This window comes from Zoogloea dura, from assembly GCF_012927165.1.
Lineage (GTDB): Bacteria > Pseudomonadota > Gammaproteobacteria > Burkholderiales > Rhodocyclaceae > Zoogloea > Zoogloea dura.
In genome coordinates this window covers 21,678-45,263 of the sequence record NZ_JABBGA010000022.1, presented here as the reverse complement: position 1 = coordinate 45,263, position 23,586 = coordinate 21,678, and the positions used below count along the sequence as shown (strand labels likewise).

General features: G+C 67.1%; 23 protein-coding genes. 10 read left to right on the top strand and 13 right to left on the bottom strand.

Translation table 11 applies throughout. The annotated features are described in order from the left end of the window. Window positions 1–53: 53 nt before the first annotated feature. Window positions 54–542 (bottom strand): 2,4'-dihydroxyacetophenone dioxygenase family protein, encoded by a 489-nt coding sequence (locus HHL15_RS20410; protein ID WP_169147660.1) that lies wholly within the window; start codon window positions 540–542, stop codon window positions 54–56. 297 nt (window positions 543–839) lie between these two features. Here HHL15_RS20410 and HHL15_RS20405 point away from each other — a divergent pair, with 297 nt between their 5' ends. The 6 genes from HHL15_RS20405 to HHL15_RS20380 all read left to right on the top strand — a co-directional run bounded on the left by HHL15_RS20405 (window position 840) and on the right by HHL15_RS20380 (window position 9,093). Further along, on the top strand, window positions 840–1,328 hold the full coding sequence (locus tag HHL15_RS20405; protein WP_169147659.1) for a 2,4'-dihydroxyacetophenone dioxygenase family protein: 489 nt from the start codon (window positions 840–842) through the stop codon (window positions 1,326–1,328). 39 nt (window positions 1,329–1,367) lie between these two features. Next, complete coding sequence (locus HHL15_RS20400) at window positions 1,368–3,233, top strand: DUF1302 domain-containing protein (protein WP_169147658.1); 1,866 nt, start codon at window positions 1,368–1,370, stop codon at window positions 3,231–3,233. Window positions 3,234–3,243: 10 nt separating this feature from the next. After that, window positions 3,244–4,614 (top strand): DUF1329 domain-containing protein, encoded by a 1,371-nt coding sequence (locus HHL15_RS20395; RefSeq protein ID WP_169147657.1) that lies wholly within the window; start codon window positions 3,244–3,246, stop codon window positions 4,612–4,614. A 70-nt stretch (window positions 4,615–4,684) separates the two neighbouring features. Then, entirely contained in the window at window positions 4,685–5,866 is a 1,182-nt protein-coding gene (locus HHL15_RS20390; protein WP_169147656.1) for a WD40/YVTN/BNR-like repeat-containing protein, read from the top strand. Further along, on the top strand, window positions 5,859–8,252 hold the full coding sequence (locus HHL15_RS20385; RefSeq protein ID WP_169147655.1) for an efflux RND transporter permease subunit: 2,394 nt from the start codon (window positions 5,859–5,861) through the stop codon (window positions 8,250–8,252). Before HHL15_RS20390 ends, HHL15_RS20385 begins: the two co-directional genes overlap by 8 nt. 34 nt (window positions 8,253–8,286) lie before the next feature. Continuing rightward, the gene (locus tag HHL15_RS20380; protein ID WP_169147654.1) at window positions 8,287–9,093 is read left to right on the top strand and encodes an SDR family NAD(P)-dependent oxidoreductase; all 807 of its coding nucleotides are present in this window, start codon (window positions 8,287–8,289) and stop codon (window positions 9,091–9,093) included. A 50-nt stretch (window positions 9,094–9,143) separates the two neighbouring features. On the opposite strand, the gene HHL15_RS20375 is transcribed toward HHL15_RS20380, so the two are convergent. The 6 genes from HHL15_RS20375 to HHL15_RS20350 form a co-directional block, all read right to left on the bottom strand. After that, window positions 9,144–9,707 carry an RNA polymerase sigma factor gene (locus HHL15_RS20375; RefSeq protein ID WP_169147653.1) on the bottom strand — a complete coding sequence of 188 codons (564 nt, stop codon included), beginning with the start codon at window positions 9,705–9,707 and terminating at the stop codon, window positions 9,144–9,146. Window positions 9,708–9,890: 183 nt separating this feature from the next. Next, window positions 9,891–11,108: an MFS transporter gene (locus HHL15_RS20370; RefSeq protein WP_169147652.1), complete on the bottom strand. Its 1,218-nt coding sequence runs from the start codon at window positions 11,106–11,108 to the stop codon at window positions 9,891–9,893. A 54-nt stretch (window positions 11,109–11,162) separates the two neighbouring features. After that, a complete protein-coding gene (locus HHL15_RS20365; protein WP_169147651.1) occupies window positions 11,163–11,447 on the bottom strand; it encodes a carboxymuconolactone decarboxylase family protein in 285 nt (94 codons plus the stop codon). 142 nt (window positions 11,448–11,589) lie between these two features. After that, window positions 11,590–12,528: an MBL fold metallo-hydrolase gene (locus tag HHL15_RS20360; protein WP_206198884.1), complete on the bottom strand. Its 939-nt coding sequence runs from the start codon at window positions 12,526–12,528 to the stop codon at window positions 11,590–11,592. Between the two features lie 292 nt (window positions 12,529–12,820). Then, window positions 12,821–13,252: a cupin domain-containing protein gene (locus tag HHL15_RS20355; protein ID WP_169147650.1), complete on the bottom strand. Its 432-nt coding sequence runs from the start codon at window positions 13,250–13,252 to the stop codon at window positions 12,821–12,823. 201 nt (window positions 13,253–13,453) lie between these two features. After that, window positions 13,454–14,269, bottom strand: coding sequence for an FkbM family methyltransferase (locus tag HHL15_RS20350; RefSeq protein WP_169147649.1), 816 nt, complete (start codon window positions 14,267–14,269; stop codon window positions 13,454–13,456). Window positions 14,270–14,506: 237 nt separating this feature from the next. Here HHL15_RS20350 and HHL15_RS20345 point away from each other — a divergent pair, with 237 nt between their 5' ends. The 3 genes from HHL15_RS20345 (at window position 14,507) to HHL15_RS20335 (ending at window position 17,127) form a co-directional block, all read left to right on the top strand. After that, window positions 14,507–14,995: an acyl-CoA thioesterase gene (locus HHL15_RS20345; protein ID WP_169147648.1), complete on the top strand. Its 489-nt coding sequence runs from the start codon at window positions 14,507–14,509 to the stop codon at window positions 14,993–14,995. A gap of 131 nt (window positions 14,996–15,126) precedes the next feature. Beyond that, window positions 15,127–15,618: a DUF3617 domain-containing protein gene (locus HHL15_RS20340; RefSeq protein WP_169147647.1), complete on the top strand. Its 492-nt coding sequence runs from the start codon at window positions 15,127–15,129 to the stop codon at window positions 15,616–15,618. 36 nt (window positions 15,619–15,654) lie between these two features. After that, a complete protein-coding gene (locus HHL15_RS20335) occupies window positions 15,655–17,127 on the top strand; it encodes a ComEC/Rec2 family competence protein (protein ID WP_169147646.1) in 1,473 nt (490 codons plus the stop codon). A 42-nt stretch (window positions 17,128–17,169) separates the two neighbouring features. On the opposite strand, the gene HHL15_RS20330 is transcribed toward HHL15_RS20335, so the two are convergent. The 6 genes from HHL15_RS20330 to HHL15_RS20305 form a co-directional block, all read right to left on the bottom strand. Then, window positions 17,170–17,553: a VOC family protein gene (locus HHL15_RS20330; protein ID WP_169147645.1), complete on the bottom strand. Its 384-nt coding sequence runs from the start codon at window positions 17,551–17,553 to the stop codon at window positions 17,170–17,172. A 65-nt stretch (window positions 17,554–17,618) separates the two neighbouring features. Continuing rightward, complete coding sequence (locus tag HHL15_RS20325) at window positions 17,619–18,896, bottom strand: amidohydrolase family protein (protein WP_169147644.1); 1,278 nt, start codon at window positions 18,894–18,896, stop codon at window positions 17,619–17,621. Further along, complete coding sequence (locus HHL15_RS20320; protein ID WP_169147643.1) at window positions 18,884–19,546, bottom strand: TetR/AcrR family transcriptional regulator; 663 nt, start codon at window positions 19,544–19,546, stop codon at window positions 18,884–18,886. Before HHL15_RS20320 ends, HHL15_RS20325 begins: the two co-directional genes overlap by 13 nt. Continuing rightward, on the bottom strand, window positions 19,543–20,199 hold the full coding sequence (gene upp, locus HHL15_RS20315) for a uracil phosphoribosyltransferase (RefSeq protein WP_169147642.1): 657 nt from the start codon (window positions 20,197–20,199) through the stop codon (window positions 19,543–19,545). Before upp ends, HHL15_RS20320 begins: the two co-directional genes overlap by 4 nt. A 22-nt stretch (window positions 20,200–20,221) precedes the next feature. Continuing rightward, window positions 20,222–21,466, bottom strand: a complete 1,245-nt coding sequence (locus tag HHL15_RS20310; RefSeq protein ID WP_169147641.1) for a URC4/urg3 family protein — start codon at window positions 21,464–21,466, stop codon at window positions 20,222–20,224. Then, window positions 21,463–22,707: a GTP cyclohydrolase II gene (locus HHL15_RS20305; protein WP_169147640.1), complete on the bottom strand. Its 1,245-nt coding sequence runs from the start codon at window positions 22,705–22,707 to the stop codon at window positions 21,463–21,465. The genes HHL15_RS20310 and HHL15_RS20305 overlap by 4 nt, the downstream gene beginning before the upstream one ends. A 226-nt stretch (window positions 22,708–22,933) precedes the next feature. On the opposite strand from HHL15_RS20305, the gene HHL15_RS20300 reads away from it, so the two are divergent. Further along, on the top strand, window positions 22,934–23,584 hold the full coding sequence (locus HHL15_RS20300) for an HD domain-containing protein (protein ID WP_169147639.1): 651 nt from the start codon (window positions 22,934–22,936) through the stop codon (window positions 23,582–23,584). The last annotated feature ends 2 nt before the right edge of the window (window positions 23,585–23,586 follow it).

Sequence of the window (23,586 nt, the reverse complement as noted above, 5' to 3'; positions counted from 1 at the left end):
ACGCTTGCAGGGCCGCCGCCGGCCCTGCTTGCATTCAAAGTCGAGAATGCGTCTTAGCGATGCACGCCCTCTGCCACGCCGTCGCGCTCGGCCATTTCCAGCATGGCCTTGTAATCGATGATGCCGGCAATCGAGCCATCCGGCGCCAGCCCGGCGATCGGCCCGTCAAATACACAGAACAGCACGCAGCCGTTCTTTGAGCGGGGCTGGTGGATATCGCCGGCCGGCTCGAACATGTAATTGCCGGCAAGGCCGATATCCGCCTCTTCGTAATAGACATCGCCCTCCATCACCATCACCTCGATGGCGCCGATGTGTTGATGGATGGGCGCCTCGACGCCCGGCAGCACCTTGAGCATGCAGGTGAAGCCGCCCGTGCGCGAATTGACGCTCAACAGTTTGTATTCCACCCCCTCCATGGCATAGGGCCGCCACGGGATGGTGTCGATCTTCTGAAACTTCGGATACGGCAGGGTGATCCTGGCGTGGGCTGCACTGCCTTCGCTGCGCTGACTATCGGCGCTGCACAACATGACGCTCATCGTGGTCTCCTTCATTGGGGCTGATGTGTGGAATTGGGGTCACGCATCCTTTCGCTGAGAGCGTGCCGATCACGATATTAGGCGGCACCCAAGGGCATCGCGCCCATCGTGACGAAATCGCCGCGAGTAATCCAAAGCAGCGATAAATCAACAATCCGCAGCGCCGACTATTTAAAAAACGGCGCTTTTCGGGATATCGGGCAGATTCCCGCCGCCCTGTGTTTGTGCAATGCACTCGCAGCTAGATTGCGCAGCACCGGCTTATTCGCCGGCCCACAAATACACAGGAGACACGCAATGACAGCCACCACCCTCGCCCATTCCCCATCCGCCGACATTCCCCTTTCGCAGCGCCACGGCAAGGATTTCGTCGATCTTGCCAATGTGCCGTGGACGCCCTGGGTCATGGAAGGCACCTATTTCAAGCTGCTCGCCATCAATGAGCTGAGCGGTGGCTTTTCAATGCTGCTCAAGGTCGACCCGGGCGTGCAGGCGCCGGTGCATGCGCATATCGGCTCGGCCGAGGCTTATCTCGTCGAGGGCGGTTTCTATTACGAAGAAGACGACCCCGGCTATGCCGGCTATTACACCTACGAACGCGGCGGCTCGGTGCACCAGCCGGTGTCGCCGCAGGGTTGCGTGATGTTCGCCGTCACCCACGGGCCGCTCGCCGGCTGCAACCCGGATGGCTCCGTCGCCGCCGTGGTGGATTGCCGCCTGATGCTGCAGCTGGCCGAGGCCAACGGCGTCGCCGGCCACGTCGTGCAGATCGTCTCCGGCCGCTGAGCCGGAGCCCGCCCCACTTCCATCTCTCTAGGAGAGAAGATGAACGGCAAATCTCGGAGACCCGGCCTGCGCCGGGCCGCGCTCGCGTCCGCCATCGCCGCCTTTGGCGGCAGCGCCGGCGCAGGCGACTTCACGCTGGGCGACGACATCACCGGCACCTGGACCCTCAACGCCACCCTTGGCACCAACGTCCGCATGCAGGGCCGCGACGCGGCGCTCACCTCCTTCGGCAACGCCAACCACAACGGCGGCAAACCCGGTAACGGTGGCGGCAGCACCGACGACGGCGACCTCAACTTCAAACGCGGCGACATCACCTCCACCACCCTCAAGCTGGTCGGCGACGTCGAGCTGCACTACCGCAACTACGGCGCCCTGGTGCGCGCCAAGACCTGGCATGACTTCACCCTCGCCAACAAGAAGGTGGATCACGGCAACTTCGACAACGGCTACACCCCCGGCGAGCGCCTGGACGACAGCCACTTCGACAAGGCCGCCAAGTTCACCGGCGCCGAGCTGCTCGATGCCTTTGTGTATGGCAACTGGGCGCTGGGGGGCGACACCAAGCTCAACATGCGCCTGGGCAACCAGGTGGTGAACTGGGGCGAGAGCATCTTCATCCAGGGCGTCAACGTGGTGAACCCGATCGACGTGCCGGCCGCCCGCCGCGCCGGCGCCCAGGTGCGCGAGATCCTGCTGCCGGTGCCGCTGCTCTACGGCAACCTGGGCCTGCCCGGCGGGGTCAGCTTCGAGGCCTTCTACCAGTTGCAATGGAAGAAGACCGTGATCGATGGCTGCGGCACCTTCTTCTCGCCGGCCGACGTCATCAACTGCGGCGGCTCGCAGTTCGGCCCGGACGTGTTCTCAGACCGCGAGCAGTTCCAGGGCGTCGCCGCCCTCGGCGGGCTCAACCTGCGCTCGCTGCGCCAGCGCGACGCCAAGCCCTCCAACGCCGGCCAGTACGGTGTTGCCATGCACTGGCTGGAACCCTCCAGCGACACCGACATCGGCCTCTACTACATCAACTACCACACCCGCACGCCCTTCCTCAGCCTGTCGAGCAAGCCCTCGGAGGCCAGCTCGCTGTACGGCACGGCGGCGCCGCTGTCCTACCTGCTCGACTATTCCGCCGAAGACATCAAGACCTACGGCCTCAGCCTGTCCAACACCCTCGGCGGCGTCTCGGTGATGGCCGAGCTGACCTACACCCGCGACCTGCCGGTGCAGATCAATGGTGGCGACCTGGTGCAGTTCGGCGTCTCCGGCGGCAGCCAGGGGCCGCTGGTCGGCAATCGCAGCTACGACCCGGCCGGCGCCACCATCCGGGGCTACGACCGCATGGACAAGCTGCAGCTGCAGTTCGGTGCGATCAACGTCTTCAGCCAGGTCCTCGGCGCGCAGTCGCTGCTCACCGTGGGCGAGGTCGGCATGAGCTGGTTGCCCAACCTGCCCAATGCCAACAACGACGTGCGCTACGGCCGCGCCTTCACCTTCGGCACGGCCTGGCACCAGGCCTATTCCAGCCCGGCCCTGTCCACCCGCGAAGGCTGCAACGCGGCCAACTCGGCCGGGATGGTGACGCCCGCCAACTGTGCCCAGGACGGCTTCGTCACCCCGTTCTCGTGGGGCTACCGCCTGCTCGGCGAGCTGGAGTACCCCAACGCCGTCGCCGGCTGGACAGCCAAGCCGCGCATGTACTGGGCCCATGACGTCCGGGGCAATGCCGCCGACGGCGCCTTCCTCGAGAACCGCCGCACCCTCGGCACCGGCGTCTCCCTGTCGCGCCTCGAGGCCGGCCGGCGGTGGACGATGGACCTCGCCTACACCCGCTTCATCGATGCCGCGCGCTGGGACACCTCCCGCGACAAGGACTTCCTCGCCGCCAGCCTGAACGTGGCCTTCTAAGGAGATCGACATGATCCGACCCCAACTCACCCGATACCCGGCCCGGCACCTCGCCGGCCTGCTCCTGCTGCCCTTCGCAGTGGGTGCCGCCCACGCCGCGCTCACCGCTCAGGAGATCGCCCGCCTCGGCAAAGACCTCACCCCGGTGGGTGCCGAGCGCGCCGGCAATGCCGCCGGCACCATCCCGGCCTGGACCGGCGGCCTCACCAAGCCGCCCGCCGGCTTCGACATCAAGCAGGGCCACGCCAACCCCTACGCCGACGAGAAGCCGCTTTACACCATCACCGCGCAGAACTGGGAGCAGTACAAGAAGGTGCTGTCCGATGGCCACATCGCCATGCTCAAGCGCTACCCCGAAACCTACCGCCTCAACGTCTACCCGAGCCACCGCAGCGCAGCCCTGCCCCAGGCCGACTACGACCAGATCCGCGAGCAGGCCGCCAAGGTGACGGTCACCGCCAGCGGCACCGGGCTGGACAACTGGGAGCGCAGCGTCGTGCCCTTCCCCATTCCCAAGAGCGGGCTGGAGGCGATCTGGAACCACCAGGTGCGCTCCCGGGCCGGCGGCATCGACCGCCGCCACCTGATCGGCTCGGTCAACCCCAACGGCAGCTTCAATGCCTACGGGGTGGAGGAGAGCTGGATCTTCGCCCAGAACATGGACCGCCAGGAGAGCAACCGCTTCTGGTACTTCATGGCGCGCATGTACTCACCGGCCGACGTCAGCGGCGAGGTGGTGATGGTGCACGAGCCCCTCGACTTCGCCCGCGACGGCCGCCTGGCCTGGGTCTACAACGCCGGCCTGCGCCGCGTGCGGCGCGCCCCGCAGATCATCTACGACTCGCCGGGCAGCTTCTCGGAAGGCACCCGCACCGAGGACGACTATGACATGTACAACGGGCCGACCGACCGCTACACCTGGAAGCTGGTCGGCAAGCGCGAGCTGCTGATCCCCTACAACAGCTATGCCATCCACTCGAAGAAGCTCAAGGCCAAGGACGTGGTCAAGCCGCAGCACCTCGACCCCTCGCTGACCCGCTACGAGCTGCACCGGGTGTGGGTGGTGGAGGCCGCGCTGAAGGACGGCATGCGCCACATCTACGGCAAGCGCGTGTTCTACATCGACGAGGACAGCTGGACCATCGCCGTCAAGGAGCTCTACGACGGCCGCGGCCAGCTGTGGCGGGTGGGTGAGGCGCAGCTGATGCAGTACTACGACGTGCCGCTGCCCTACTACGCCTTCGAGAACATGTACGACCTGCAGGACGGCCGTTACTTCGTCGCCGGCCTGAGCAACGAAGAAGGTCCGTGGCGCTTCGGCGCCAAGGCGCGGCGCGCCGATTTCGACCCCGACGCCCTGCGCCGCAGCGGCACCAAGTAAGCAGCGGCCACGACCGCGCACAGCGGGCGCGCCGGGCCCACCGGCGTGCCCCGCCCACAGGGACACCACCATGAGACGCTTTCCTCCTCTTCCCCACCTTCCTCTCGCCACGCTGGCCGTGGCAGCGGCCCTCGCCCTGGCCGCCAGCGCCGGCGCCGGCCTCGCTCCGCGCAGCGCGGCGCCCGCCATCGACCTGCTCGAAACCCCCTCCCCGCAAAGCCCGCGCGCCGCGGCGCAACTGATGAACGGCCTGGTCCATGCCGGCGACCGCCTGGTGGCGGCCGGCGCGCGCGGCACCATCGTGTATTCCGACGACGGTGGCCGCAGCTGGGCCCAGGCCACGGTGCCGGTGGCGGTGATGCTCACCGCGCTGCACTTCCCCACGCCGCAGCTCGGCTGGGCGGTGGGCCACGACGGCGTGATCCTGCACAGCCACGACGGCGGCCTGAGCTGGCAGCGCCAGTTCGACGGCAACCAGGCCAACACGCAGATGCAGGCCTGGGCCCAGGCCCGCCTCGAGCGCGCCCGGCAGGCCCTGCAGCACGCCTCCGAGGCCCAGCGCCAGGCCGCCGAGGACGCGCTGGCCGCCGCCGAGGACGGCCTGGCCGGCATCGAGCAGTCCGCCAGCTTCGGCCCCTCGCGCCCCTTCATGAGCGTGTGGTTCCGCAACGCCAGCGAGGGTTATGCCGTCGGCGCCTTCGGCATGGCCTTCGGCACCACCGACGGCGGCAAGCAATGGACGCTGTTCGCCGACCGCCTGCCCAATCCGGAGAGCCTGCACCTCTACGCCATCGCCTCGCCGGCCCCCGGCGTGCTGCTGGTCGCGGGCGAGCGCGGCCTGCTGCTGCGCTCGGCCGACGCCGGGGCCAGCTGGCAGGCCCGGCCGCCCCTCACCGAGGGCGGGCTGTACGGCCTGGCCGCGCTGCCCGACGGCAGCGCCGTGCTGGCCTTCGGCTTCGACGGCGCCGTGCTTCACAGCGCCGACCTGGGCGCCAGCTGGCAGCCCCTGGCCAGCGGCACCCGCAGCGCCCTGTATGGCGCCGCGCAGGCCGGCAGCGAGCTGATGCTGGTCGGCAACAACGGCACCCGCCTGCGCCTCGCCGGCAAGCGCTTCGAAGCCCTGCCCACCGGCGACGGCCGCACGCTCAGCGCCGCCGCCCTCGGCACCCACGGCTGGGTGCTGGCCGGCTGGGGCGGCCTGAGCACCGACGCCCCCTCCCCCGACACCACCGGAGCGCCCCGCCATGAGTGAGACCCCACGCAAGCCGGCGGAAGCCCACGGCGGCCTGCTGAAACGCCTCGAACGCCGGCTCGAGAGCGCGCTGTTCCGCCACCGCGGTGCCACCGTCGCCGTGTTCGCCCTGCTGACCCTGTGGCTGGGCTGGGCGGCGCTCGGCCTGCGCCCGGACGCCAGCTTCGAGAAGATGATCCCGGTCCACCACCCGGCCATCGCCAACTACCTCACCCACGAAGACAACCTGCGCGGCCTCTCCAACGTGGTTCGGGTGGTGGTCGAGAACCGCAAGGGCGACATCTTCGACCCGGCCTTCCAGGAGGTGCTGCGCAAGGTCAATGACGAGGTCTTCTACATCCCGGGCGTGGACCGTGCCGGCATGCGCTCGCTGTGGACGCCCAATGTGATGTGGGGCGAGGTGACCGCCGAGGGCTTCGAGGCCGGGCCGGTCATCCCCGACGGCTACGACGGCTCGCCGCGGGCCATCGATCAGTTGCGCAGCAACGTCTTCCGCTCCGGCGAGGTCGGCACCCTGGTCGCCAACGACCTGCGCTCGGCGCTGGTGCTGGTGCCCCTGATGGAGCGCGACCCCGACACCGGCCAGCGGCTCGACTACGGGCGCTTCGCCACCGACCTGGAGGAGAAGATCCGCGCCCGCTACGAGAATGAGGGGGTGAGCATCCGCATCGTGGGCTTCGCCAAGGTCATCGGCGAACTGATCGACGGCGCGCTGCCCATCCTCGGCTACTTCCTGCTCACCCTGGTGCTCACGGCGGCGCTGCTGCTGTGGTATTCGCGCTGCCTGCGCAGCACCCTGACGACCCTGGCCTGCTGCCTGATCGCCGTGGTGTGGCAGCTCGGCATCGTGCGCCTGATGGGCTACGGGCTGGACCCCTATTCCATCCTGGTGCCCTTCCTGACCTTTGCCATCGGCATCAGCCACGCGGTGCAGAACATCAACACCACCGCCAACGCGGTGCTCGACGGGGCCGACAAGGTGGAGGCGGCCAAGCGCTCCTTCCGCACCCTCTTCGTGGCCGGCACGGTGGCCCTGCTGTGCGACGCGGTGGGCTTTGCCACCCTGCTCGTCATCCGCATCGGGGTGATCCAGGAGCTCGCCATCTCGGCCAGCATCGGCGTGGCGGTGATCATCTTCAGCAAGATGTTCCTGCTGCCGGTGCTGATGTCATGGACCGGCGTGTCGCCCGCCGCGGTGAGCCACGCCCGGCGCCGCCGCGCGCACCTGCCCTGGCTGTGGCAACAAGTGGCGCGCTGTGCCCAGCCGCGCCCGGCAGTGGTGGTGACGCTGGCCGCCGCCGCGCTGCTGGCCCTCGGCCACTGGGGCGCCCGCGACCTGCAGATCGGCGACCTCGACCCCGGCGCCCCCGAGCTGCGCACCGATTCGCGCTACAACCGCGATGCCGCCTACCTGGTGGAGCACTACGCCACCAGCACCGACGTGTTCGTGGTGATGGCCGAGACCCCGCCCCAGGGCTGCCGCGACTACCAGGTGCTGGCCGGCATGGACCTGCTCGCCGCCGAGCTGGAGCGCATCCCCGGCGTGCAGCGCACGGTGTCGATGTCCGACTTCGCCTACCGCGTGCTTGCCGCCAACAACGAGGGCAACCTCAAGTGGCACGCCATCAGCCGCAACAAGTACGCCCTCGGCGGCGCCTTCCAGAAGACGCCCAAGGAGTACATCGGCAACGGCTGCGCGATGACCCCCTTCGTGGTCTATCTCAACGACCACAAGGCCGCCACCCTGTCGGCCCTGATGGGCACCGTGCGCGACTTTGCCGCCCGCCACGACTCCGACAAGGTGCGCTTCACCCTGGTCGGCGGCAATGCCGGCATCGAGGCCGCCACCAACGAGGTCATCCGCGACGCCGACCACACCATGCTGATGCTGGTCTATGCCATCGTAGCCCTGCTGCTGCTGATCGAGTTCCGCTCCCTGCGGGTCACCCTGTGCATCGTGCTGCCGCTCTACATCACCTCGGTGCTGGGCGAAGCCATCATGGCCTGGATGGGCCTGGGGGTGAAGGTCGCCACCCTGCCGGTGATCGCCCTCGGGGTCGGCATCGGCGTGGACTACGGCATCTACATCTACAACCGCCTGCAGTCCTACCTCGACCGCGGCCATCCGCTGGCCGAGGCCTACCTGCTCACCGTCTCCACCACCGGCCGCGCAGTGGCCTTCACCGGCCTCACCCTGGCGGTGGGCGTGCTCACCTGGATCGGCTCGGCCATCAAGTTCCAGGCCGACATGGGCCTGCTGCTGACCTTCATGTTCCTGTGGAACATGGTCGGCGCCCTGGTCCTGCTGCCCGCCCTCGCCCGCCTGCTGCTGCCGGCGACCAAGCCGGCGGCCATCGCCCCCATCCCGCAACACGCTGAACACTGAGCCCTTCCCGCTCCATCACACAGGAAACCACACCATGCACTCCACCGCCCTCCCCCTGCTCGACCTCAGCGGCCGCGTCGCCCTCGTCACCGGCGGCGCCTCCGGCATCGGCCGGGCCACCGCCCAGGCCCTCGCCGCCCAGGGCGCCCGCGTCATCGTCGCCGACATCAACGAAAGCGGCGGCTGGGAAACCGCCGACAGCATCGGCACGGCCGCCGGCTTCGTACACCTGGACGTCACCGACGAAACCGCCTGGTGCCGCGCCCTCGACTACGTGATCTCCACCGAGAGCCGCCTCGACATCCTCGCCAACGTCGCCGGCATCGGCCTCGGTGGTGATTTCGAAGACCTCGCCCTGGCCGACTGGAACAGACTGATGGCCGTCAACGCCACCGGCCCCTTCCTCGGCTGCAAGCACGCCATCCGCGCCATAGCCGGCAGCGGCCGCCCCGGCGCCATCATCAACGTCGGCTCCATCGCCGCCGAACGCGCCGCCCCCGACCTGGTCGCCTACTGCGCCAGCAAGGGCGCCCTGCGCATGCTGAGCAAGTCCGTCGCCCTCCACTGCGCCCACAAGGGCTACCCCATCCGCTGCAACGCCATCCATCCCACCTATGTAGATAGCGAAATGCTCGACCCCATCGCCGACCTGTACGGCAGCCGCGACAGCATGATCGCCGCCATGTCGAAGCTGGTCCCGCTGGGCCGCTTGGCCAAGCCGGCGGACATCGCCGCCGCGGTGGTCTTCCTGGCCTCGGATGCGGCGGGGATGATCACCGGCACGGAGCTGTTCGTGGACGGCGGGCAGACGGCGGGGATGCCACCGGCGCATTTCGGGTGAAGGGCGGGGGATTGAACTGAGTTTTGGCCGGGGCAGTCATCCAAGCCACACTAGGCTTTGCGATCGCATCGATACACGCCCTCGCCATCACGGTAGAAAGCACATTGATCCTGCAGCGCCTCCTTCAAGCGAAGACGGGCCCGGTGAATCCTGATTTTGGCGTTGGCTATGGAACACTGACAGACTTCCGCAGTGTGTTCGATGGACAGTTCTTCCAGGTCGTAAAGGATGAGCGCGGAACGATAGCTATCCGGCAGGCTGTCGATGACCTGTCGAACACACTGATTCATCTCGTCTTCGATGACCCGCTCGCCGATTTCGCGATCGGGATCGATGGCATCATTTGCCTCATCCAGTTCGACAATCTGCCGCCGCCTTTCTGGCTGACGAAAATAGTCAGCCGCAACACGGTTGGCAATGGAAAAAGACCAGGTCTTGAGCGACGAGCGTCCGTCGAACGTATCGAAGCCCCGCGCAATGCGCAGCAAGGTCTCCTGCTGAAGGTCTTCGGCAAGCGTACGATCGCCCACGTAACGTTCGAGGTAACGCAGAACAGGCTGGCTTATCTCGGCCAGGGCGCTGTCTATCGAAAGTCCGGTTTTGAGTGTATTCATCAAGACACCTTGATCTCCAGAGGAATCAGCATAGTCCGAAGCCGGAAAAAACGATGGCCTTCCGCAAGCCTGGTTGCAGATAGGCGCCTGCTATCCAGACGAGTCCGAAAATGGCCCCACCAGCCAGAATGGAAAAGCCAACTTGCCGAGCCATCGAAAACCACTTTTTGGACTTCATGGGCACTATGCCGGTACAGACGACATGACCCGGCGATCGACTTCCCGATCGTCGGCCAACAGATTGACCAGTGCCGCCAGACCGCTGAGCAAGGCCGCAATGATCCAGACCAGTAAATAGCTGCCCGTCGCATCGAAGACATACCCGCCCAGCCAGCCGCCGAGAAAGGCACCAATCTGGTGGCCGAGATAGACGATCCCGAACAGCATTGAGAGGTACTGGACACCAAAGATCTGTGCAACGATACCGCTGGTGAGCGGTACCGTACCAAGCCAGACCAGCCCCAGGGCAATGGCGAACAGATAGACCGACCATTCGCTGACCGGAGCCATCAGAAAGGCCACGATGATCACGGCCCGGAGAGTATAGATGCCAGTCAGCAGGCGCTTTTTCGGATATCGCCCCCCCAGATAACCCGCCAGAAACGAGCCAGGTATGTTGGCCAAGCCGATCAAGGCGAGAGCTACCATTCCCACATCGACCGACATACCTTGGTCAAGCAAGTAAGCCGGCAGGTGTGTCGCGATAAAAACCACCTGGAATCCACAGACGAAGAATCCCAGGGTGACCAGCCAGAAGCCGCGATGGGCACGCGCTTCGGCCAGGGCTGACGCTACGGATTGCTGGACGTTCGAGGTGCCGGTGCTGACGCCCCGAGCGCTGGCCAAAGGAATGGCCAGTGGCAGGATCAAGCACACATTGATGGCCAGCACCATCAGCGCCCACCACCAGCCGATATGGCTGATCAGCGCCTGGCCATAGGGCAACATGGCAAATTGCCCGAAAGAGGCCAGGCCGCTCAGAAGGCCAAGAGCCAGACTTCTTTTTTCCGGCAGCACTGCCCGACTCACCACCCCAAAGACAATGGTGTAGGTGCCACTCAACCCCAGACCAATCAACACGCCCGTCGAAAGCGCCAGTTCAAGACTGGTCGTGGCTTGCGCCATAGAGGCCAGGCCGGCAGCGTAAAGCAGCCCGCCTACTGCCAGAACGCGACCGGCCCCGAAGCGATCCGCGACCATGCCGACAAACGGCTGCGAGAAGCCCCACACCAGATTTTGCAGAGCGATGGCAAAGGCAAAGGTGGCCCGTGGCCATTGCAAATCGAGCGTCATCGGGCGAAGGAAAATCCCGAAGCCGTGGCGAATCCCCAAGGAGAGCATGATGATGGCCCCCCCGCAAAGCAGGATTGTGGTGGGGCTGTATCGGCGGGAGTGGTTCATGTGAGACTCTCCGGACAGAGGCAGATTGTCGGCAGTTTCATGGCCACTCAAGCTTCAGCAACACCGGGAGGTGTTCTTGCTCAGATCGGCACATTGAGTCGTTTCAGGCTGGGCGGAGCCGCCTGCGGCATCAAATTGCTGTAGGGCCGCCTTGAGCACGTTGCGCGCCGGAACCTGCCGAACCTGATCAGCCAGTGCAATGGCTTCCTTGATCTGCATGTCGCTCAGTCCTGACTTACGAGCTTCCGGAATGTGATGCTCAATGCAAGGGATGCAGTTGCAGCCCAGTGCAGCCCCCAGCGCTACCAGTTCACGTTCGCGGTGAGTAAGTTGTTCCATGTTGATTCCCTTTCAATGTCTGGTTCGAAGATGGGCAGGCCGTCCGGCCTCCCATCTTCTTGGACGTATGTAGCGCAGCCGCAGATACACATTTACCCAGAATTTCCGCCGAGGCAGATTTCTTCGCTGATTGCCAGCAGCCTTACTCAGCCAGTGCAACAGCCTCCCGAGCGCCTTCCGAAATGCCGAAGCGTCCCTTGCCGTCCTGGCTGATCCGACCGATGCCGATCAGTGGGTCGTGGGTAAAAACCAGACGTCCATTGCGTGCCAGCAAATCAAGCAGCAACGAGGTCTTCTCGTCGATCAATCCCTCGGCACAGCGGTCATAGCCCATCGTGATGGGCAGATGCACCCAGGGGACGCCGGGAATGAGATCACCACCAAAGACAACGGGACCATTGGGCATGGCAACCTCCGGCAGCAATTGCCCCGGCGTGTGACCATCACTGAAGTGGAAAGTCCAGTCGTCGCCAAGAAGGCCGGACGCCATGCCATCACCGATGAGTTCAAGCCGGCCGCTCGCCTCCAGCAGATCAAGCAGCTCGGGAATATAGGAGGCCCGATCTCGCGCATGAGGCTGGCGTGCGCGCTGCCATTGACGGAGCCCCGTCACAAAACGGGCGTTCGGAAACAGCAGGCTCGACGCCTCACCATCCTTCCAGGGTGTGAGCAGGCCACCCGCATGGTCAAAATGCAGATGCGTCAGAATAACGACGTCAATATCCGCATCGCCAAGCCCTAACTCGGCCAGTCGGTCGAGCAATACATGGCGGGCCTCCTCCACGCCATAGCGCTCTTTCATCTCAGGGCTGAAGAAGGCGCCGATCCCAGCCTCCACCAGAATATTGCGGTCCGTTTCCTGAACGAGAAGGGCACGGCATCCAAGATGAATGCGATTCTGCTCATCCACCGGAAACCAGCGCTGCCACAGACTGCGGGGTGCGTTGCCAAACATGGCACCGCCATCAAGCTTCTGAGTGTTCCCAAACAATGTGGTTAGCGTCCGATGCTGAGCACCGGACTGGCGATCACCGGATGAGGATTGATCCATCGCGGTACCGTCGCTGACGTGTTGACTCATGAGAACTCCTGACGCGTCGAATTAAAGGAGAGAGTGGCGATTGGCGCCCTCTCCTCGTTTAGACGTTGGCCAGCAAGCTGAAGATACTATTAGGTGCGTTTAGCGTTGATCGCCAGATTGCATGCCTGTCGTGATCGACGAGACCTATGTGCTTTTAGTCCCATTGAGCATTCAACGACGACGCCCGCTTTCGCGGGCGTCGTCTTGAGCAGCGCCAGCTCGGCGCCATGTCCATCCAGCAGGCGAGGAAGCCTTGGCGGCGACGCTGCAGCCTCTCCCCTCTATCAGGCCTTCACTTCTTCTTCGGCACCAGATCAACCACCCACAATTCAGCCGCTTCGGTGCTGCTGGGGTTGCGGAACCAGTGCACGGTGTCGGCGTTCTCGAACCAGACGTCGCCGACCTTGAGGGTGCGTTCGGTGCTGCCGCGGTATTCGATGAGGGTGCCCTTGGTGACGCGGGCGATGCCGGGGCGGCCGGCGTGGGGGTGGGCGTTGATGCCGCCGCCTGGGGCGATGCCTATCGTGCGGGCGCGCAGGTCGTAATCGCCGATGGCGCCGGGCAGGTTGTGGGGGGAAAGATCAACCAGGCCGACCGCGTCGCCGGCACCGCTGAGGCCCGTGGGCTTGTCGGGCGGGGTGTCGGCGGCGCGGGCGGGCGCGCTGATCAGGAGTGCGGAACCCAGCAGGGCGGCGAGCAACAGCTTGCAGGTACGGAACGTCATGGGATGTCTCCTCATAGTCATTGACCGTCAGGTGCTGCGGTGTGGTCATTCCCTTTCCGCCCCGCGTCACGGGGGAGCCCGCCGGCCCGGGATGCTGACTGCGGCAGGCCTTGCGTCCGTGCGTCATGACGGTTTGTTGATTCTAGATCATCACTCCGGGCATGCCCTGACAAGGCCTCTTGCCGTCTTGCCGAGCCGGGTTCAGACGATGCCGGGGACCCTGGAGGACCAGATCGGCTTGCTCTGCTGCTTCACATACCAGTCGTCGAACTGGGACAGCTTCTCGTACTTGCGCACGAAGCCGTTGCGGCGCAGCAGGTCGTGGATCTTGTCGCGCATGGGGGTGAAGTTGTGCTCGCAGGTGATCACCCGGATGTCGTACTTGTTGAAGTCGAAGACTTCGAGGATCTCGAATTCGCTGCCTTCGGTGTCGATCGACAGGTAGTCGATCTCGCGGGGGGTGCCGTGCTCCTCGAACAGGTCCATCAGGGTGATGGTGTTCACCGAATAGCGCTTGCCGCCGGCGCGGGCTTCGGCGTGCATGTCGGAGGCGCTGTACTGGTCGAGGGTGGACAGCTCGGCAAAGCTGGTTTCGTTGAAGACCAGGCTTTCATTGGACTTCTTCCACACGCAGCGCTGGTCGATCCTGGCCGAGCGGTTCTTCGCCAGGTCGGCATGCCACAGCCTGGCGGGCTCGGCCAGCAGGCCGCTCCAGCCGAACTCTTTTTCCAGCAGGTGGGTGTTGCTGAGGTCCACGCCATTGGTGGCGCCGAACTCCACGAAATAGCCGTTGCGCTTGTAGCCGAGCTCGGACAGCACAAAGAGGTCCTGCCTCAGCTGCGAGCGGGACTTGGCCAGGAGATCGGCGTTGAGAGTCCACAGCACATCGGAATCGAAGATGTTCTTTTTCTGTGCTTCCTGCGCCAGCTGCTCGATGGACTGGGCCAGGTCGGGATGCTGATTGACCAGCTGCTTGACGATTTCGAGGATGGATTTTTTAGGGTCTTGCGCACTCATAAAACGCCTTTGCTATCGGTCTGGTGTGTGCGGGATATTCAAGGGGAATTGGCCGCACTGTGCCGCGGGAGGGGCGGCATGATGCCAGGCGGAGTCCACATCGAGTACCCCGCAATCATCGGGAGTGCATCCTACTGCAGGGGGAATGCACTGAGAAGCGTGACGGCATTTGACGCGCCTGGGCCCCGTGGGTTCTCATCGGGTTCTCCCTCCCCCACCCCCTCGCAGGAGCACCCGATGAATCTCCCCGCTCACCAGCTCACCATGACGGTGCTGATGACGCCCGACATGGCCAATTTTTCCGGCAACGTGCATGGCGGCGCCATCCTCAAGCTGCTCGACCAGGTGGCCTACGCCTGCGGGGCCCGTTATGCCGGCTGCTACGTGGTGACCCTGTCGGTGGACCAGGTGATGTTCCGCCAGCCCATCCACGTGGGCGAGCTGGTGACCTTCCTGGCGTCGGTCAACTACACGGGCAATTCGTCGATGGAGATCGGCGTCAAGGTGATCGCCGAAGAGATCCGTACCCAGGTGGTGCGCCACGCCAACAGCTGCTTCTTCACCATGGTGGCGGTGGATGAAGACCGCAAGCCGGTGAGCGTGCCGCCCCTGCGCCCCTTCAGCCCCGAGGAGAAGCGCCGCTTCCAGGCCGCCCAGGCGCGCAAGGAGCTGCGCCGCGAGCTGGAACAGCGTTACGGCGCGCTGCGGGACGCCGGCACGGCCTGATTCGCCGGGCTCCGCCGGGGCCTTGCGGCCTACCGCCGCACCGGCCACCCATGCAGCGCTTCACTGCCTTGCACGGCCGGCCGTGGCATCATGCCAACGTCACCTCACATTCCGGATCGGGAGCCCCCACAATGTATTCACCCGCCTTGCTCCAGCGCCTTGTGCTCGCCGCGCTGGCCACCCTGCCCCTGGCCTCCATCGCCTCCCCGCTCATGCAAGCGGGCGGCTGGGAGATGAAGCTCGTGCTCACCGCCCGGGAAACCGCCAGCGGCCCCTTCAAGACGGTCAGCGAGAACACCTCGCGCGTCTGCCTGAGCAAGGAGTTCCTGGCCAAAGACCCTTACCTCACCCCTGGCATCGACCGCGACAAGATGGAGAAGAAGGGCGCCAAGTGTTCCATCAGCGACCCCAAGCGCACTGACACCAATGCGTCGTGGAAGATGAGCTGCACCCTGCCCGACGGCAATTCGGCCGACATGTTCATCAACAACACGGTGTCGGCCAGGAGCCTGCGTTCCAGCATCGACCAGGTGATCCAGAAAGACGGCCAGGCCCTGCAGATGAAGATCAATCTCAAGGCCAGCCACATCGGCGGGTGCACGGCCGACATGATGAGCCTGTAGCAGCACCAGCGGCGCCCTCGCGCCAGGGAGACGGCCATGAGCGAGCATGCCTTTGCGGGCTACCCTGCCCCCTTCATCTTCGAAGGGCCCAATCGCAAGAAGAAGATCAAGCAGTTGATCTGGGGCGACTACGTAACCCTCCTTGCACCGCCCTCAGCGGGCTGGCAGCAGGTCCGCTCCCGCGGGGCCACCGGCTTCATGCAGGGCACCGACCTGCAGCCCGCCCGCCTGCTGGAGATCTGCTTCGTGGACATCGGCCAGGGCGACGGGGCTTTCCTGGTGCTGCCCGACGGCCGCTTCCTGCTGGTGGATGCCGGCGAGTCCGACAACATGATGCGCTTCCTGAGCTGGCGCTTCGACCTGCGCAGCGCCCCGGAGCGGGTCATCACCTTCGACACCGGCGTCATCTCCCACCCCGACCAGGACCACTACAAGGGCTTCAGCCCCATCGTCCAGTCGCGCCAGTTCCGCTTCCGGCGGATCGTGCATAACGGCATCGTCGAGCGCAGCGGCACCTCCAGCCTGGGGCCGACCCGCCTGGCCGGCGGCATCCGCTACCTCGCCGAGACCCTCGACGACACCGACACCCTGCGCCGCCGCGTGGCCGACCCGGCCTTCACGGGGCGCAAACTCTATCCCGGCCTGCTCCGCAAGGCCCTCGAATCAGGCCGCGTGGACGCGCTGCTCGGCACCGGTGCGCTGGGCTCCCACCTGCCGGGCTTCGAGGCCGGCAAGCCCCTCTCCATCGAGATCCTCGGCCCGCGCGGCGACATCGTGGACGGTCAGCCCCTGCTGCGCTGGTTCGGCGACGAGGGCAAGACCAAGAACGGACATTCGGTGGTGCTCAAGCTCGTGTATGACCAGGTCCGCGTGATGTTGGGCGGCGATCTCAACATCGCGGCGGAACATCACCTGCTGCGCGCCCACACCGGCCTGCCCCTGCCCGCCGCCGGCACCGACGACAGCGCCTTCGTGGCCGCCGCGCGGCGGGTCTTCGAGGTGGACGTGGCCAAGGCCTGCCACCACGGCAGCGCCGACTTCAGCTCGCTCTATCTCCGCGCCATCAATCCGGCAGCCACCGTGATCTCCAGTGGCGACGACGAACCCCACGCCCATCCCCGCCCCGACGCCCTCGGCGCCTTCGGCAAGTACAGCCGCGGCGAACGCCCTCTCATCTTCAGCACCGAACTGGCCCGCTCCACGCGGGAGAACATCCGCGCGCCCCAGGCCCTGCGGGCCGAGATCAAGGCCCTCTACACCAGGCGCCAGAGCGCCACCACGGCGGAACAGAAAGCCGCCCTGGACGCCGAACTCGACAGCCTGCTGGCCCGCCTGGAGCGCAGCGTGGCGGTGTATGGACTGATCAACCTGCGCAGCGACGGCCGGCGCGTGGTGCTGGCCCAGAAGCTGGAAGCCCGCCGCAGCGGCACCGCCGAGGAGTGGGATGTGCACCGCCTTGAGCCGGGCCCGGACGGGGTCTTGCGCTATGTCTCGAAGCACGACGACTGAACGCCCGGCAAGGCCGGCCGGGGCCGCGGCGCCATCAACCGATCAGCCGCCCATCGGCGTACACAGCTCCACCAGGAAGCCATCCGGGTCGGCCACATAGGCCACGGTCTGCCCCCAGGGCATGGCTTCCGGCGCCTGCACCAGGGTGGCCCCGGCCTGCACCGCACGCGCCACCGCGGCAGCCACGTCGGCGGTGCTGAAGGCGATCTCGGAGGTAGGCGCCCGGTAGTCGGCCGGCGCCGGGTTCTTGCCCAGCGCGGCAATCAGCTTGCGCGACGAGAAGGCCAGCGCGGTGCCGCCGGTCTCCATCTCGCCAAAGTCTCCACTCTCATGCACAAAGCGGCGTGTCAGGCCGAAGGCGGCTTCGTAGAAGGCGACGCTGCGCGGCACGTCGTCCACGTAGAGGATGGTGTAGGCGAATTTCATGGGCGGCTCCAGGTGAATGACGCCGGCACATTAGCAGGAAACCGCGGGGGCGGCTTCAGCCCGCTCTACATGACATGCCGGAAGCTGGTGCTCGCCGGCCTGCCAGGCAACATGAGGGTGGCGACGGCCGGTGGCGTGCGGGCGATCACCCGGCCGGCGCGCAGCACCAGCAGGCGGGTGGCGCGCAGGCGCAGGGCTTCCACCGGGTCGCCGGCCTGCAGCAGCACCAGGTCTGCGCGGCAGCCGGGCGCCAGGCCGTAGCCTTGCAGCCCGAGGATGCGGGCCGGTGTCTCCGTCACAGCGGCAAAGCAGGCGCGCATGGCGTCCTGGCCGGTCATCTGGGCCACGTGCAGGCCCATCGCAGCCACTTCGAGCATGTCGCCGCTGCCCAGCGAATACCACGGGTCCATCACGCAGTCGTGCCCGAAGGCCACCGGTACGCCGGCGGCCAGCAGTTCGGGCACGCGGGTCATGCCGCGGCGCTTGGGATAGGTGTCGTGGCGGCCCTGCAGGGTGATGTTGATGAGCGGGTTGGCAATGGCGGCCACCCCGGCCTCGGCGATCAGGGGCAGCAGCTTGGACACGTAGTAGTTGTCCATGGAGTGCATGGAGGTGAGATGGGAGCCGGCCACCCGCCCCTGCAGGCCGAGACGCCGGGTATGGTAGGCCAGGGTCTCGATGTGCCGCGAGAGGGGGTCGTCGGATTCATCGCAGTGCATGTCCACCGGCAGGCCGCGCTCGGCCGCCAGTTCGCACAGGATGCGCACCGACTCGGCGCCGTCGGCCATGGTGCGCTCGAAGTGCGGGATGCCGCCGACCACATCCACCCCCATGTCGAGGGCGCGCTTGAGATTGTCGAGGGCCCCCGGGGCGCGCAGCACACCGTCCTGCGGAAAGGCCACCAGCTGCAGGTCGAGCCAGGGGCGGACCTTCTCCTTCACGTGCAGCAGGGCTTCCACCGCGAGCAGGCGTGGGTCGCAGATGTCCACGTGGGAGCGGATCGCCAGCAGGCCCTTGGCCACGGCCCAGTCGCAATAGGCCAGGGCCCGTTCGACCAGGGCTTCCTGGGTGAGCAGGGGCTTGAGCTCCCCCCACAGGGCGATGCCCTCGAGCAAGGTGCCGGACTGGTTCACCCGCGGCAGGCCATACGAGAGGGTGGCGTCCATGTGGAAGTGGGCATCCACGAAGGGCGGAGTCACCAGCTGGCCGGCGGCGTCGATCTCCTCGCCGGCCGGGCCGGGCAGCGCGGCCGCCACGGCGGCGATGTGTCCGTCGCGGATGCCGATGTCGAGGCCGCGGCGGCCATCGGGCAGGGTGCAGTTGCGCAGGATCAGGTCGAACATGGGGGCTCCTCGATGGCGGCCGGCGGCATCAGGCCGCAGCCGCGCAATACCAGGTTCAGTACGTGGTCGGTGGCGCGCCGGTAGTCGGCGGGGCCCAGGTTGCTCCGCCCCAGCACGGCGCCGACCTGGGTCTCGAAGTCGGCGTAGGTCTGGGTCAGGGCCCACAGGCTGAAGAAGAGGTGTTCCGGGTCCACCGCGGCCATGCGGCCGGCGGCGATCCAGCCGCGGATCACCACCGACTTGTCGGCCACCAGGGCACGCAGCGCGCCGCGCAGATAATCGCCGATCTCGGGGGCGCCGTGGAGGAGTTCGTTGGCAAAAACGCGGGAGGCATCGGGGCGCTCGGCGGTGAGGCGCATCTTGGCCTCGATGTAGTGGCTGAGGGCCTCGCGGGGGTCGGCGTCGGGGGTGAAGCGGTCGGTCTCGGCCAGCCACAGCTCGAGGATGTGGGCCAGCACGGCCCGGTACACCTCCACCTTGGTGCCGAAGTAGTAGTGCAGGTTGGACTTGGGCATGCCGGCGCGCAGGGCGATCTCGGCCATGGTGGCGCCCTGGAAGCCGGAGCGTGCGAAGACGTGCTCGGCGGCCTTCAGGATGGTGCCTTCGTGTTGCTGGCGGATGCGCCCCACCCGCCCCCTGCTCCCGCTCATCGGGTCCCGAAGATGCGGTCGCCGGCGTCGCCGAGGCCGGGCACGATGTAGCCGTGGTCGTTGAGGTGGCTGTCCACCGCGCCGGTGGTGATGGGCACGTCCGGGTGGGCCGCCTGCAGCGCGGCGATGCCTTCCGGCGCAGCCAGCAGGCACACGAACTTGAGGCTGGTGACACCGGCCTCCTTGAGCCGCGACAGGGCCGCGCTGGCCGAGTTGCCGGTGGCCAGCATCGGGTCCACCACGATCACCAGGCGGTCTTCCACGTCCTCCGGCAGCTTGAAGTAGTACTCCACGGCCTCCAGGGTCTGCGGGTCGCGGTAGAGCCCGATGTGCCCCACCCGGGCGCCGGGGAGCAGGTCGATCATGCCGTCGAGCATGCCGTTGCCGGCGCGCAGGATGGACACCAGGCAGAGCTTCTTGCCGCTGATCACCGGCACCTGGCAGTCGGCCACCGGGGTGGTGACGCTGATCAGCTCGGTGGGCAGGTCGCGGGTCACTTCGTAGGCCAGCATCGAGGCGATCTCCCGCACCAGGCGGCGGAAGTTGTCGGTGGTGGTGTCGGCGCTGCGGGCCATGGAGAGCTTGTGCTGCAGCAGCGGATGATCGATGACGGTTATGGCGGCACTGAGGGATGCGGTCGGGGATGCGGTCATGGCGGCCTCCGGTTCCAGGGTGTCAAAAAACGGTTCCATCGCTGACCAGGCTGATCGGCGGCCCACCACCCGGGCGGCGCTGGGCGGCCACGCGGCGCCCGGCCGACCAGGTACCGCCTTCGAGCACCCGGGCCAGGGGGAAGGCGGCCTCGTCGAGCCCCAGCTCGCCGCGCACCGCCTCGGCAATGCGGTCGAGGCCGATCACGGTGAGGGCCCGCCATTCGACGATGGCCGGCGCGTCCACCGTCCAGCGGTGGCTCCAGAAGGCCGGGTCGCGCGGACGGATCAGGGCGAAGTCGAGCAGCAGGCCACCGTTGCGGTACTCCGGCAGGCCGGTGAGCTCATCCAGCCCGGTGACCGTGAGGCCAGCCCATTCCAGCGGTTCGAGCAGCGAATAGGTGAGCCATTGGGTGAGCTTGTGGAAGGGTAGCAGGCCGTCCTCCATGGCCGGGTGGGCCCAGCAGTCGCCCAGGGACACGCCCTGCAGGCGCAGCCGGCCGGGCCACACCGGCCCCAGGGCGCGCAGCAGGGTCTCCAGCACCAGGCCGGCGGCGATGCGCCCGTCGGGGGCCCGCGCCAGGAGGTAGTCGAGCAGATGCCCGGCCCGCGCCGGGGTGCCGAAGACGGCGGGCGTGGCGGCCATCACCGCACCGAGGCGTTGCAGCAGGGCGAGGCGCCCGTCGAGGCCGACCAGGGGATTCGCTGGTCCGACCTGGAAGGCCGCGGCGAGGGTGTCGCTGCCGAGGCCGGCCAGGGCATCCGCATCGCAGCGCAGGGGCTTCGCCGGATCGGCCGACAGGGCACCGCCGGCAAACAGTGCCAGGCTGGCCACGCCGAGGCCTTCCGAGCGGGCCAGTCGCTGCCCGCCGGCAGCGTCGCGGTAATGCCACTCGGGGCCGGCACCGGCGTCAAGCAGCACGCTTGGTATCACCAGGTCGATGGCGACCCGGGCCCGCTCCAGCGCGTCACCGTCGAGCCCTGTGCGGGCGGCCAGGGCGCCCCAGCGATCGACGCCCCCGGCCTCGAAATGGCGCCAGCGGCTGTGGTAGGGCACGGCCAGGTCGGGGTAGTTGAGGCGGATGGTCTGGGCGACGTATTCGGCGCAGGCGGGCAGGGCCTTCTCGTCCCAGGTGAAGAAGGGCGACAGCCCCGCCAGGCTGCGGGCCATGACCATGCGGCAGCGGCTGCGCACCGCGTCGCGTCGCAGCAGGGCCTCGGCCGGATGGCCGGCGGAGACGGGGGTGTGCCAACCCGAATTACAGGTCATGCATGCAACCCCCGCCCCTTGGCCAGGGCCAGTTCGGTGACGCTGGGGGGCGCCACCGGGGTGAAGTAGCCGGCGGCCACCTTGGCGTCCATCTCGACCCGCGCGTCGGCGGGGATCAGCGCGTCGGGGATCGCCACCTGCTCCACCACCTGGATGCCGGCGGCGGTGAGCGCGCCATGCTTCATGTTGCTCATCGACGCCCAGCGGTCGATGCGGGTGATGCCGAGCCAGTGGAAGACGTCGGGCATCAGCTCCTGGAAGCGCATGTCCTGCACGCCGGCGACACATTCGGTGCGCTCGAAGTAGGTCTCGGCCCGGTCGCCGCCGCGCTGGCGCTTGCGGGCGTTGTAGACGAGGAACTTGGTGACCTCGCCAAGGGCCCGGCCTTCCTTGCGGTTGTAGATGACCACGCCCACCCCGCCCTGCTGGGCCATCTCGACGCAGACCTCGATGCCGTGGGCCAGGTAGGGCCGGCAGGTGCAGATGTCGGAGCCGAACACGTCGGAGCCGTTGCATTCGTCATGCACGCGGCAGGCCACGCGGGTTTCCGGGCGGCCGAGGAGGCTCACGTCACCGAAGAAATAGAGGGTCATGCCACCGATGGGGGGCAGGAAGACCTTCAGGTCCGGCCGCGTCACCAGCTCGGGGAACATGCCGCCGGTCTGCTCGAAGAGGGCCCGCCTCAGGGCGTGTTCGGCAATGCCGAAGCGCTCCGCCACACCCGGCAGGTACCACACCGGGTCGATGGCCGCCTTGGTCACCCGCACGTCGCCGCTGGCTTCGAGGATGTCGCCGTCGGGCACCAGGCGCCCGGCCTCGATGGCGTCGCGCAGCTCCGGCATGTTTATGTGGGCGGTGGTGACCGCGATGGTCGGGCGGATGTCCATCCCGGCGGCGATCTCGGCGGCGAACTCCTGGGCCACCCGGTGGCCCCAGGGGTCGAGGGAGACGATGCGCCCTGGTTCGCCCCACTGGGGATGGGGGCCGATATGGGCGGCCGGTACGGTGTTGGTCAGGTCGGGGCGGTGATCCCGCTGCAGGTTGCCGGCGGCCACGGCCAGGGCCCGGTACACCGCGTAGGACCCCGAGTGGGTGCCTATCACGTTACGCCGGGCCGGCTCGGCCAGCCCTGCCACCAGCGGCCCCCGCGCCGCAGCACTGGCGGCTCCCCAGTTCACCGCGGAGACCTGCTTGCCGCCGGAGCCCCGGGGATGGGAGGTGAGAACGATATGGGACGCCATGGCTCGCTCCTGAAAACCTGACCATATGGTCAATTTTTTCATAGCGAGTTCCATGCCACGCGCGAAAAACCCGCGACCCCGCGTTGCGGCGGGCCCGGCTCATCTTCCATCAGTGCGTTCGCGCACCGGGAAAGCGCACACGGGCTCACCCGTGTTCCGCCATGGTGCATTGCATCACCGCGAAGGGCTATCATCTCGCCGCCCTCGACCCCATCGCCCTGCCCCCATGAACACCCTGCTGAACACCTGGCAAGCCCGCCTTGCCGCCCTCGCCACTGCCGCCGCCGACGGTGACGGCGCCCACGACCTCCAGCACCTGCACCGGGTCTGGCGCGTCGCCCGGCAACTGCTCGACGAGCACCCGGAAGCCGATGCCCTGGTGGTGCTGGCGGCCTGCTACCTGCACGATCTGGTGAATCTGCCGAAGAACCATCCGCAACGCGCCGAGGCCTCGCGCCTGGCCGCCGCCAAGGCCCGCGAGGTGCTGCTGGCCGAGGGCTTTCCGGCAGCGCTGCTGGATGCCGTGGCGCATGCCATCGAGGCCCACAGCTTCTCGGCGGGCATCGCCCCGACCACCCTGGAGGCCAGGATCGTGCAGGACGCCGACCGCATGGACGCGCTCGGCGCGGTGGGGCTGGCGCGGATGTTCTATACCGCCGGACGGATGGGCTGGTCACTGGCCCATCCGGACGACCCCCTCGCCCTGCACCGGGAGAAGGACGACCAGGCCTGGTCGCTGGATCACATCGAGGTCAAGCTGGCGACCCTGCCGGCCAGCATGAACACACCGGCCGCGCGTCGCCTGGGCGAGGCACGCCTGGCCTGGCTGCGGGAGTTCCGGGAGGTCTTCGTGGCGGAGTGGAGCGCGCCGGCCTGAGC